At 71.8% G+C, this 11,438-nt stretch carries 10 protein-coding genes; 5 read left to right on the top strand and 5 right to left on the bottom strand.

Translation table 11 applies throughout. The annotated features are described in order from the left end of the window. From CCL05_RS16465 to CCL05_RS16450, 4 genes are all read right to left on the bottom strand, one after another. On the bottom strand, window positions 1–729 hold a 729-nt coding region (locus CCL05_RS16465), incomplete at its 3' end, for a ferritin family protein (RefSeq protein WP_483025073.1). A 47-nt stretch (window positions 730–776) separates the two neighbouring features. Then, window positions 777–1,715 carry an N-acetylneuraminate synthase family protein gene (locus CCL05_RS16460; protein ID WP_086561258.1) on the bottom strand — a complete coding sequence of 313 codons (939 nt, stop codon included), beginning with the start codon at window positions 1,713–1,715 and terminating at the stop codon, window positions 777–779. Between the two features lie 13 nt (window positions 1,716–1,728). After that, window positions 1,729–2,994: an N-acylneuraminate cytidylyltransferase gene (locus CCL05_RS16455; protein ID WP_086561257.1), complete on the bottom strand. Its 1,266-nt coding sequence runs from the start codon at window positions 2,992–2,994 to the stop codon at window positions 1,729–1,731. Window positions 2,995–3,038: 44 nt separating this feature from the next. After that, window positions 3,039–4,385, bottom strand: coding sequence for a DUF6716 putative glycosyltransferase (locus tag CCL05_RS16450; RefSeq protein WP_086561256.1), 1,347 nt, complete (start codon window positions 4,383–4,385; stop codon window positions 3,039–3,041). A gap of 198 nt (window positions 4,386–4,583) precedes the next feature. Between CCL05_RS16450 and CCL05_RS16445 the strand changes: the two genes are divergently transcribed. The 4 genes from CCL05_RS16445 (at window position 4,584) to CCL05_RS16430 (ending at window position 9,219) form a co-directional block, all read left to right on the top strand. Continuing rightward, complete coding sequence (locus CCL05_RS16445; protein ID WP_086561255.1) at window positions 4,584–5,570, top strand: glycosyltransferase family 2 protein; 987 nt, start codon at window positions 4,584–4,586, stop codon at window positions 5,568–5,570. Continuing rightward, window positions 5,570–6,901: an alpha-2,8-polysialyltransferase family protein gene (locus CCL05_RS16440; RefSeq protein ID WP_086561254.1), complete on the top strand. Its 1,332-nt coding sequence runs from the start codon at window positions 5,570–5,572 to the stop codon at window positions 6,899–6,901. Before CCL05_RS16445 ends, CCL05_RS16440 begins: the two co-directional genes overlap by 1 nt. Before the next feature lie 179 nt (window positions 6,902–7,080). Further along, window positions 7,081–8,235 (top strand): acyltransferase family protein, encoded by a 1,155-nt coding sequence (locus CCL05_RS16435; RefSeq protein ID WP_107400470.1) that lies wholly within the window; start codon window positions 7,081–7,083, stop codon window positions 8,233–8,235. A gap of 63 nt (window positions 8,236–8,298) precedes the next feature. Next, the gene (locus tag CCL05_RS16430) at window positions 8,299–9,219 is read left to right on the top strand and encodes a class I SAM-dependent methyltransferase (protein ID WP_086561253.1); all 921 of its coding nucleotides are present in this window, start codon (window positions 8,299–8,301) and stop codon (window positions 9,217–9,219) included. A gap of 9 nt (window positions 9,220–9,228) precedes the next feature. Here CCL05_RS16430 and CCL05_RS16425 read toward each other — a convergent pair whose 3' ends face one another. Beyond that, a complete protein-coding gene (locus CCL05_RS16425) occupies window positions 9,229–9,879 on the bottom strand; it encodes a TetR/AcrR family transcriptional regulator C-terminal domain-containing protein (RefSeq protein WP_086561252.1) in 651 nt (216 codons plus the stop codon). Between the two features lie 74 nt (window positions 9,880–9,953). Between CCL05_RS16425 and CCL05_RS16420 the strand changes: the two genes are divergently transcribed. Beyond that, window positions 9,954–11,351: an FAD-dependent oxidoreductase gene (locus CCL05_RS16420; RefSeq protein ID WP_086561251.1), complete on the top strand. Its 1,398-nt coding sequence runs from the start codon at window positions 9,954–9,956 to the stop codon at window positions 11,349–11,351. Window positions 11,352–11,438 lie beyond the last annotated feature (87 nt).

Below are 11,438 nucleotides of genomic sequence, written 5' to 3'. Positions count from 1 at the left end.
CGCATCACCAAGGGCGCGGACATGGTGGGCACGTCCCTGGTGGAGACGGGCGTGGTCGACGACGAGCACTACCTGGAGGCCGTCCGCGCCCTTGGTGATGCGGGGCGGGCCGAAGCGGGACCGGGTCCAGGCGAAGGAGTTGGCGTTGACCGTCACGCCCGCCGGGGTCTGGTCCATCGGCATGGAGGAGAAGATCTCGACGTGGCGATCGCCGCCGGGGGTCAGGCGGCGGCGGGCCGACGCCGACACCGGGGCGAAGATCAGGTCGCGCGGGCCGGGGCGGCCGCCCTTGCGGTGCCAGCGCACCAGCCGTTCGCCCCGGGCCAGCTGGCCGACGAACTCCATGGTCGCCGTGCCGTCGTCGACGACGACCAGGTCACGGGCCCGGGTGATCGTCAGCAGCAGCTGCACGTAGCGGGAGAAGGGGTCCCCCAGCACGATCCGGCGCGCCCTGCGGAGCAGGCCGGCCAGGCCGCCGATGGTCTGGAAGGGCGCCAGCGGCCCGCCGCGCGCTTCCTCCCAGCGGACCTCGTGCCCCTCGTCGCGGGCCAGGTCGGACATCCGCCGCAACTGGCCGCGCGTCATCGGGTCGACGGGCGACAGCACCACGAGGGTGAGCCCCACGCCGGGCGCATGCGCGTGCGCCCACTCCAGCACGTTCAGCAGCTGTACCGGACTCTCGACGAACGCGAGAGTGTGGGGGCCGGCGTTCCCGGCGCGGGGGCTCATCGACGTACGACCGTCCCGTCGTAAGGGGGGTGTGGGGGGTACTGCGCTCAGACGCCTACCGGCTCGCCCGCGGCGTCGGCGATCTCCGCCTCGGCGACCACACCGGCGACGCGGCGCAGCTTCTTCATCGGGGCCAGCTCGGACTCGTAGACCTTCTTCACGCCGTCGCCGAGGGAGGCCTCGATGGTGCGGATGTCGCGGACGAGGCGGGTGAGGCCCTGCGGCTCCACGGAGGCGGCCTGGTCCGAGCCCCACATGGCGCGGTCGAGCGTGATGTGACGCTCGACGAACACCGCGCCCAGCGCGACGGCGGCCAGCGTGGTCTGCAGGCCCGTCTCGTGGCCGGAGTAGCCGATCGGGACGTTCGGGTACTCCTGCTGGAGCGTGTTGATGACGCGCAGGTTGAGCTCCTCGGCCTTGGCCGGGTAGGTCGACGTGGCGTGGCACATCAGGATGTTGTCGGAGCCGAGGACCTCGACCGCGTGGCGGATCTGCTTCGGGGTCGACATGCCGGTGGAGAGGATCACCGCGCGGCCCGTGGAGCGCAGGGCGCGCAGCAGCTCGTCGTCGGTGAGGGAGGCGGAGGCGACCTTGTGGGCGGGGAGGTCGAACTTCTCCAGGAAGGCGACGGCCTCGGTGTCCCACGGGGAGGCGAACCAGTCGATGTTCTTCGACTTGCAGTAGTCGTCGATGGCGCGGTACTCGTCCTCGCCGAACTCCACGCGGTGGCGGTAGTCGATGTAGGTCATCCGGCCCCAGGGCGTGTCGCGCTCGATGTCCCACTGGTCGCGCGGGGTGCAGATCTCCGGGGTGCGCTTCTGGAACTTGACGGCGTCGCAGCCGGCCTCGGCGGCGGCGTCGATCAGCTTGAAGGCGTTCTCGAGCTCGCCGTTGTGGTTGATGCCGATCTCACCGCAGACGTAGACCGGGCGGCCCGGGCCGACCTCGCGCGTGCCGAACCGGCGGATACGGGAGTTGGTGCTCATGGCAGAGATGTCCTTACTTGGTGAGGGAATCGAGAGAGGGGCCGAGGATCCAGCTGGCGATCTCTCGGATCGCGCCGTCGCCGCCGGGGACGGCGGTGACCGCGCGTGCGGCGCCGCGCACGACGTCGTGGGCGCTCGCGACCGCCACGGGCCAGCCCACGAGGGCGAAGCACGGGAGGTCATTGACGTCGTTGCCGACGTAGAGCACGCGCTCCGGCGCGATGCCCTGCTCCTCGCACCACTGCTTCAGCGCGAGGTCCTTGCGGTCGATGCCGTGCAGCACCGGGAGCTTGAGCTTCCGGGCCCGGGCGGCGACCACAGGGTTCTGTTCCGTGGACAGGATCAGCATCTTCAGGCCGCTCCTGCGGAGGGCCGCGATGCCGAGTCCGTCCCCGCGGTGTACGGAGACGAACTCCCGTCCGTCGGAGTCGACCAGCACCCGGTCGTCGGTCTGGGTGCCGTCGAAGTCGAGGACGACCGCGTCGATGTCGTCGGCGGTCGGCAGCGCGCCGGGGCGGTCCGCGTCGAAGAGCGGCGCGAGGGCCCGGGCGCGGGCGAGGTCGTGCGGGTCGTCGATCTCCAGCACGCGTGCGGCGTCGGTGCGGACCAGTTCGGTCCGGCCGAAGAAGCGGTGCTGGTGCTTGCGGAAGCCGGCCGCCTCCATGGCGTAGGCGGCGCCGGTCTCCAGCAGGTCCTGGGGGCGGTCCTGGCGGCGGGGGCGGAAGGACTTGTCGTGGTTGACGCCGTAGCCGCCGCCGGCCGCGGCGTCGGGCTCCGCTACGGAACCGGCCGCCGCCTCGTCGTCGGCGTCGCGCCAGACGAAGCCGTGGAAGGGCGCCACGGTCACCGCGGTGTCGGCGCCGTTCTCGGCGATCGCGCCCGCCACCCCGTCGATGTCCTCGCGGACGAGGAAGGGGCTGGTGCACTGCACGAGCAGGACCACGTCCACCGGCGCCCCGTGCAGGGCCTCGTGCGCGTCCATGGCGTGCAGGACGGCGGCCTCGGAGGTGGCCGTGTCGCCGGCGATGGCGGCGGGCCGCAGGACGACCTCGGCGCCGGCCTGGCGGGCGGCGGCCGCGATGGCCTGGTCGTCGGTGGAGACCACGACGTCCGTGACGAGCCGGGCGGCGCGGCACTCGCGCACGGCCCGCGCCACCAGCGGGACGCCGCCGACGGGGAGGAGGTTCTTGGCGGGGACGCCCTTGGAGCCGCCGCGCGCGGGGATCACCGCGAGCACGCGGCGCACCGAGGCACCTCGGCCCGCTTCGGGTTGGGACATGGGGTGTACTCCTTGGGCTCCTTGGGCGGAGGACTCGGGGCGGCTCACAGCTCCCCCATCCGCCGGATGACGGGCGCCACGCGCTGCACGCCGTGCCGGTAGGCGCCGCGCGCCGCCCGGCGCACGATCTGCCGGACCGGTCCGGGCTCCCGGTCGGCGGCCGGCGCGCCGGGCAGCGGGGTGCCGTCCGGGCCGAGGTGGTGGCGGGCGAGGATCCCGGGCAGATAGCCGGGCGCGGTGACGGGTGTGTAGTACGGGGCCAGCGGCGGCAGGCCGCCGGGCCGGTCGAGCAGCTTGGCGATGCGTTCGCGGGCCGCGTCGAAGGCGGATTCATAGGAGCCGTCGGCCACGACGCCCTGCCGGGCGACCCACTCCTCGTCGGGCGCCGGCCGGTGCCCGGCGTCGAGCTGGTCCCAGGAGGCGAGGCAGCCGGAGCCCACGAAGTGGTGGTTGCCGAGGGACTCGCGGATGCCGAGGTCGCTCAGCACGACGGTCGGGATCCGGCGGTGCAGCGACTCCAGGGCGGCCGTGGAGCTGACCGTCACGAGCAGGTCGGTGCGGTCGAGGACCTCGCCCATGTTTCCGTAGACCAGGCGGAAGTTGGCGGGCGGATCGAGGCGCTGCACCAGCTTCTGGTACGGCAACTCCTCGATGTGGGTGGTGTGTTCGCCCGGCTTGGAGCGCAGCTTCAGCAGCACCTCGCGCTCGGGGTGCTTGCGGGCGTGCCGCACCAGCCGGTCCAGCAGGTACGTACGGTCCTTGCGGCTCTCCGGGACGGAGGGCTGGGCGGCGAACACGACCGTGTAGGGGTCGTGCTCCCCTTCGTACGGCGCTCCGCCGAGGAACGGCAGGGCCACCTCGGTCACCGAGGAGGCGTCGGCGCCCACGCCTTCGTAGACGGCCCGGAAACGGTCCGCGTCCTGGCGGGAGTTGGCGAGGACGAGGTCCGCGCCGTGCCGCAGCAGCAGGCCGTCGGCGAGCTTCTCGTAGACGACACCGACGTAGCCGGTGACGACGACGGGCCGCGCGGTCCGGTTCTCCCAGGCGCGCCCGAGGCCGTGCAGCATCGCCTGCACACCGCCGCCGACGAGGGCGAGGACGAGGACGTCGTAGGGCTCCTCGGCCATGGTGCGCAGGAACTCGACGGCGGTGACCTCCCGCAGGGAGTCGGCGCGCACGCCCACTTCCTCCAGCTGGCGCGGCGTGGGCGTGGCCCGGCCGCGCAGCAGGAATCCGTCGAGGGCGGGGCCGACTTGCGCGCTCTCGCGCGGTCCGGTTTCCATGGACTGTCCCGGGGCGATGCGGTGCGCGGTGAGCGCACCCCATTTCCAGCGGGTGTCGGAGTCCGCGAGGACGGCGATTCGCGGGCGCTTCGGTGTACTTGCTGGCACGTCGACGACGCTAGGAAGCAATTCCTAGGTATGGCGGAACCGCGACTCAACGAAAAGTTAACAACGCGCCACCGGGAGCCGAACTGGCCCGTGGCGAACGGGGAAGTACACGGGGTGCACCGTTCTGACACATTGAGTTCACCCAGTGTATGGGCACCGGAAAGTTCCGGAGCCGGACAGCCTCCTAACGTTTCGCGGGTGCCTAAGCTTTCCGTGATCGTGCCGTTCTACAACGTGCAGCAATTCGCCCCGGACACCCTCAGAAGCCTTCGGCTGAACGCCGACCGCGATTTTGAGTTCATCCTGGTCGACGACCATTCGAAGGACGGAACACCCGCCATTCTCGAACGGGCCGCCGAGGACCTTTCGGATGTCACGCAGGTGCGTTACATCCGACACGAGGAGAACGGGGGTCTCGCCACCGCCCGCAACACCGGCCTGGACGCGGCGCAGGGCGAGTACCTGACGTTCCTGGACGGCGACGACTGGCTGGCCCCCGGCTACCTCGCCGAACTGGTGTCCGCGCTGGACGAGTTGGGCTGCGACTTCGTCCGCACCGACCATGTGCAGGCCACCGCGCGCGCCCGTTCCGTGCACCGGGTCCCGGTCGGCCGGCGCTGGGAGGCGTTCGACCCGCGGGAGGCGATCCTCCCCGCCCACCGCTCGACCTCGGTGGACTACGCCTACGCCTGGGCCGGCGCCTACCACCGCCGCCTCCTCGACCGGGGCCTGCTGCACTTCACCGACGGGCTGCGCACGGCCGAGGACCGGCCGTGGATCTGGAAGCTGCACCGCGAGGCGGAGTCGTTCGCCGTGGTGAGCCTGCTGGGCGTGTTCTACCGGCGCGGGGTGTCCTCGTCGCTGACCCAGATCGGCGATGTCCGCCAGCTCGACTTCATCCGCGCCTTCGACCAGGTGATCGAGGAGACGGCCGCCGACCACGAGGCCGACCGGCTGCTGCCGAAGGCCGTACGGACGTACTGCGCGATCATCGCGCACCACCTTTCCAACGAAGACAGGTTCGAACCGGCCGTGGCGAGGCAGCTGCGGTCGATGAGCGCGGCGGCCATCAAGCGCATGCCGCAGGACGCGCTCGGTGACGCACTGGAGGCCATGGACATGGACCGCTCGTCCAAGCTGCGGCGGCTGCGGCGCAGGGTCACCCCGGCGGGAGCGGCCGCCTGATGCCCGGGACCACACAGATCTTCTGCGCCTCGACGCTGTACGGCGTCGCCACCCTGGCCGCGGCGATCGACTCGGACCTGTTCGAGGAGCCGGACCGCCGGGTGCTGCTGGTGTTCAACAACTCCGCGACCCCGGAGACCACCCCGGCCCTCGACGAGATGCCGGGCTTCGCGCCGCTGCGCGAGCACTTCGACGACGTGCTGTCCTGGAACGACGCCATCCGCCCGTTCCATCCCGGGGCGTGGACGCCGCGCTCGGACGACATCCCGCTCTTCGAGCGCTATCTGCGGATGCTGTGGGGCCTCGGCGACGACCGGGTGAGCCTGGTGCTGGAGTCCATCCAGGTCGCGCCCGCCCTCACGGTGGCGCAGTTGTTCACCGACGCCCCCATCGACGTCTACGCCGACGGGCTGATGAGCTACGGCCCCACGCGCAACAAGCTCGACCCGCTGGTCGGCACGCGCGTGCGGCGGCTGCTGCACCTCGACCTGGTACCGGGGCTCACGCCGATGCTGCTGACCGAGTTCGAGGTACCGGCGCGGCTGGTGCCGTCGCCCGCGTTCCTGAAGGTGCTGGGCGAGGTCACCGAGACCGTGCCCGAGCTGCCCGACCTGCCGGGCGACGCGGCGCTGCTGCTCGGCCAGTACCTGTCGGCGCTGAACATCCTCTCCCCCGAGGAGGAAGAGGACCTGCACGTGCGGATGATGCGGGGCGCGGTCGCCCGCGGCCACCGCACGGTCGTCTTCAAGCCGCACCCGACCGCACCGGCCCGCTACAGCCGCGCCCTGGAGACCGAGGCCGAGAAGCTCGGCGTGGACCTCACGGTGCTGGACACGCCCGTGCTGGCCGAGGTGCTGTTCGACCGGGCCAGGCCCGCGCTGGTCGTGGGCTGCTTCTCGACCGCGCTGTTCACGGCCTCGGTGTTCTACGAGCTGCCGGTCGCGCGCATCGGCACCGAGCTGCTGCTGGAGCGGCTGACGCCGTACCAGAACAGCAACCGGATCCCCACCACCCTGGCGGACGCGCTGCTGCCCGGCCTGGACGGCGGCGAGGACGGTGACCTGCTGCGGGCCGAGTTGCTGTCCGACCTGGTGACCGCCGTCGGTTTCACCATGCAGCCGCAGATCTATCCGGACCTGCGCCCGCGGGCGGAGGCGTTCCTCTCCCGCCATCTCGGTCCGCGCACCCGGCGCTACTTCAAGAAGCGCCGGCTCACCTCGCTCGGACTGCCCGGCGGTATTCCGCAGCGGCTGGCTTTCCTGCCCCGCAATTCCACGGCGCGCCGGGTGGTCCGGCGGGCACGGGCACTGCGCAAGGCGGTGCGCCGCTGAAGAAGGTGTGCCCGGCGGCCGGGCACGGCGACATCCAGATGAACCCGTGGAGACCGGCAGGCGAAGGCTGTCTCCGTCGAACGTTTTAGCGTCAACCTCGGTCCTAGGGTGACATTCGGCGCCCTGCCCGCCCACAGGCGGCTCAGGTGAAGGACATACGAGCTACAGAGGTTTTCAGCGTGACGGAGACGGTCGTCAGCACCCGTAAGCCCCGGCCCCCGGTCGCCGTGCTGGTCGAACCACCGGGCGCGACGACCGTCCCACCGCGCCGGAAGGACTCCGGCGGCCGGCTGCGGGCCCTGGACGGACTGCGGCTGGTGGCCGCGCTGATGGTGGCGGCCTACCACTACGGCGGGCGCGACGGTGAGGTCTCCCAGGCCTGGGGCAGCTCGCCCAAGCAGCAGTTCCCGACGCTGCACGAGTTCTTCGCCTACGGGTGCCTCGGCGTCCAGGTCTTCTTCGTGATCAGCGGGTTCGTGATCTGCATGAGCGGCTGGGGCCGGCCGCTGAAGGCGTTCTTCGCCTCCCGCGCCTCCCGGCTGCTGCCCGCCTACTGGGTGGCGGTCGTGCTGGTGACGGCGGTGTTCGCGCTGCCCGTGGTGGCCTACGAGGCCGTCTCGCCGAGCGACGCGCTGGTGAACCTGACCATGCTGCAGATGCCGCTGGGCGTGGACCGAGTGCTCGGGGTGTGCTGGACGCTGTGGGCGGAGGTCCGCTTCTACGCGCTGTTCGCGCTGTGCGTCGTGCTCCCCGGGGCGAACCGCCGCCGGGTGATCATGTTCTGTGCCGGCTGGACGCTGGCGGCGGTGATCGCGCAGAACGCGAAGATGCCGCTGCTCGACATCGTCGTGATGCCGGAGTACGCCCCCTTCTTCATCGGCGGAGTCGGCCTCTACCTCGTCCACCTGGACCGGCGGGACGCCTACGGCTGGGGCATCGTCGCCGTGAGCTGGCTGATCGGTCAGCACTTCGCGGTGCAGAGCCTGTGGCACGCCCCCGACGCGGGCGGCTTCTCGTACCGCTCCTCGCTCGGCATCATGCTCGTCGTGACCTTCGGCTTCGTCGCGGTCGCGGCGATCGCGCTGGGCTGGCTGCGCCGGGCGAACTGGCGCTGGCTGACGGTGGCCGGGGCGCTGACGTATCCGTTCTACCTCGTCCACGAGCACCTCGGCTGGGTGGTGATCCACGCGCTGCACCGCGGTCTGGATCTGCCATCGGCGGCGACTTTCTCCCTGACGGTGGCGTCAATGCTGCTGCTGGCCTGGCTGCTGAACAAGTATGTGGAGAAGCCGCTGACGCCACGGCTGCGGGCCCTGCTGGCCAAGGCCCGCTGAGCTGTTCACGGGACGTTCAACCCACCGTCGGTTTGGGCAACGCTCAGAGAGAAGGCTCGTCTCATGACCAACGCACAAGCGACCGACACGTACCCCGGCGAACTCGCCGACGTCCCGGGCTGGTTCCCGCCGCTGGACCAGATGCTGTTCACCTGGTTCCTTCAGCGGCAGCAGAAGCAGGGCATGAGCGGCGACCTGCTGGAGCTCGGCGTCTACATGGGCAAGAGCGCGATCCTCCTCGGCCACCACCTCCAGGACGGCGAGAAGTTCACGGTCTGCGACCTGTTCGAGGGCGACGCCCCGGACGAGGCCAACAAGGCGGAGTCCACGAAGTCGTACGCCACACTCACCCAGCAGGCCTTCGAGCGGAACTACCTCTCCTTCCACGACACGCTGCCGACGGTGATCCCGGCCCCCAGCTCGGTGGTGTCCGGGAAGGTGGCCCCGGGCAGCTGCCGCTTCGTCCACGTCGACGCCTCGCACCTGTACGAGCACGTGTACGGCGACATCGGCGCCGCCCACGACATCCTGATGCCCGAGGGCATCGTCGTCCTCGACGACTTCCGCTCCGAGCACACGCCGGGTGTCTCGGTCGCCGCCTGGGAGGCCGTCCTCAACCGCGGCCTGCGCCCGGTCTGCCTCAGCACGCAGAAGCTGTACGGCACCTGGGGGGACCCGGAGCCGGTCCAGGAGGAGCTGCTCGACATGCTGCGGCAGCGCACGGATGTCGGGCTGAGCGTGCAGGAGGCGGCCGGGCACCGGCTGGTCCGCGCCCGGTCCAGGGGCATGAAGCCGCCGGCCTTCCCGCCCTCGCGGCACTACGTGGCACCGGTGCCGGCCAGTGCCCCGGCCGCGCCTGTCGCCGAGTCCCGCGCGGCGCGCCCGGCCCGGCCGGCCCCGTCCCGGGCCCGCCGGCTCGCCAAGGACCTGCTGCCCCCCGTGGTCACCCGGGCCGTACGGCGGGCACGCGCGCAGCGCTCCTGACCCGGGGTGTCATGAGACCCCGTACCGCGCCGCGATCCCGTCGATCACGAGCGCCAGCCCCTCCTCGAAGTGCCCGTCGTAGTCCTCGAAGATCTCCGCGCCCGCCTGGGCCGACAAGGGAAAGTCGGCCATCAGGCGGGCGCGTTCGTGCAGGTCGTAGCCCTCGCGCCGCTCGCCCGGCAGCGGCTGGACGCCCTGTTCCTCGGTGACGAAGCCCAGCGTGTACAGATACGTCGTGGTGAGCGCGCGGACCGCCTGGGCGAGGGTGAAGCCGGCGGCCGTGAACAGGCGCAGGTTGTCCTCCATCTGCCCGGCGTGCTCGATGCCGGTGAAGCGTGAGCCGCTGAACACCTTGGCGCCGTCCCGGTAGCCCAGCAGGGCGGCACGCAGCCCCCGGCTGGTCTTCAGCAGCCGTTCCCGCCAGGTGTCGGCCGGGTCCAGCGAGGCCCCGGCGACCATCCGGCGGTACATCTCCGTCGCCATCTCGTCGAGCAGCGCCTGCTTGTCCTTGAAGTGCCAGTAGAGGGCGGGCGCCTTCACGTCCAGTTCCCGGGCGATGGCGCGCAGGGTCAGGCCGTCCAGGCCCCCCTCGTTCAGCAGCCGCAGCGCGGTGTCCGCGACCCGTCGGCGGTCCAGGGGCGCGCGTCGTTCCGTACTCACGCTTGACAACTTAACACCGTTAAGGCCACCCTCGGAAACCGCAGCACTTAACAGCGTTAAGGAGAGGGTGGCTCATGGACACGGACGTACTGGTGGTGGGTGCGGGCCCGACCGGTCTGGCGCTCGGCATCGATCTCGCCCGGCGGGGCGTGGCCGCGCTGGTGGCCGAGCGGGCGGAGGGGCTGTTCCCCGGTTCGCGCGGCAAGGGCCTCCAGCCGCGCACCATGGAGGTCTTCGACGACCTGGGCGTGCTCGACGCGATCCGCGCGGCGGGCGGCCCCTACCCGGTGGGGATGCTCTGGCAGGACGGCAGGCGGACCGGCGAGCACCGGATGTTCGACCCGGCCGAGGAGACCGAGGACTCGCCGTACAACGGGCCTTGGATGGTGCCGCAGTGGCGCACGCAGGAGATCCTCGGGGCACGGCTGGCGGAGCTGGGCGGGACGGTGGCCTTCGGCCGGGAGCTCGTCGGCCTGACGCAGGACGCGGACGGGGTCCGCGCGGAGTTCGCCTCGGGCGAGCCCGTCACCGCCCGGTACGCCGTCGCGGCGGACGGCGGCCGCTCGACGGTACGCCGGCTGCTCGGCATCGCCATGACCGGCGAGACCGTCGATCCGAACCCGACGCTGGTGGCGGACGTCCGGATCAGCGGCCTGGACCGGGACAACTGGCACATCTTCCCGCCGCGAGCGGACGGCGACGGCTTCCTCGCGCTCTGCCCGCTGGCCGGCACGGAGGACTTCCAGCTGACGGCGCAGTTCCCGGACGGGACGGCCCCGGACGCCTCGCTGGAGGGCATACGGAAGGTCGTCGCCGCCCGCTCGCACCTCGCGCCGGGGGCCGTGACCGAGGTGCGCTGGGCCTCGGACTTCCGCCCCCGGGCGGCCCTGGCGGACCACTTCCGCTCCGGGCGGGTCTTCCTCGCCGGCGACGCGGCCCACGTGCACTCCCCGGCCGGCGGCCAGGGCCTCAACACCAGCGTCCAGGACGCCTACAACCTGGGGTGGAAGCTGGGCGCGGTGCTGACGGGCGGTGCACCGGCGTCGCTCCTCGACACCTACGAGGAGGAACGGCGGCCGATCGCCGCGGACATGCTCGGCCTGTCGACGCGCGTCCACCGCGGTCAGACCCGGCGCGGCGAGGCGACCCGCCAACTGGGTCTGGGGTACCGGGAATCGTCCCTCACCCAGGAGACGCGTACGGCCCCGGGCGCCCTCCGGGCCGGCGACCGCGCACCGGACGGCACGCTGGACGGCGTACGGCTCTTCGACGCCTTCCGGGGACCGCACTGGACGCTGGTGGCGGTGGGGACGCCGGCGCCGGACCTGCCCGAGCCCGTGCACGCGGTCAGCGGGGCGGAGCAGGCGGCGTACGGAAAGGGCCTGTTCCTGGTACGCCCGGACGGCTATGTGGGCTGGGCGGGCGAGACGGGCGACGGACCGGGGCGGTACCTGGGGCGAGCCGGTCTCTAGTGCGCCAACAGGCAACGTTCGCCCCGTCGCGACGCCCGGCACGCCCTCTCGCCGCACCGGCCGAAAGCCCATGTACGTCCAGTACGA

Origin of the sequence: Streptomyces africanus (assembly GCF_002150735.1) — a bacterium.
Taxonomy (GTDB): Bacteria; Actinomycetota; Actinomycetes; order Streptomycetales; family Streptomycetaceae; genus Streptomyces; species Streptomyces africanus.
The sequence above is the reverse complement of the archived record's forward strand: the minus strand, read 5'-3'. Positions and strand labels throughout refer to the sequence as shown.

Excerpts from the sequence above, each read along its gene's own strand:
- CCL05_RS16420 (WP_086561251.1), top strand. The coding sequence starts at position 9,954 with ATGGACACGGACGTACTGGTGGTGGGTGCGGGCCCGACCGGTCTGGCG.
- CCL05_RS16460 (WP_086561258.1), bottom strand. The coding sequence starts at position 1,715 with ATGAGCACCAACTCCCGTATCCGCCGGTTCGGCACGCGCGAGGTCGGC.
- CCL05_RS16440 (WP_086561254.1), top strand. The coding sequence starts at position 5,570 with ATGCCCGGGACCACACAGATCTTCTGCGCCTCGACGCTGTACGGCGTC.
- CCL05_RS16455 (WP_086561257.1), bottom strand. The coding sequence starts at position 2,994 with ATGTCCCAACCCGAAGCGGGCCGAGGTGCCTCGGTGCGCCGCGTGCTC.
- CCL05_RS16430 (WP_086561253.1), top strand. The coding sequence starts at position 8,299 with ATGACCAACGCACAAGCGACCGACACGTACCCCGGCGAACTCGCCGAC.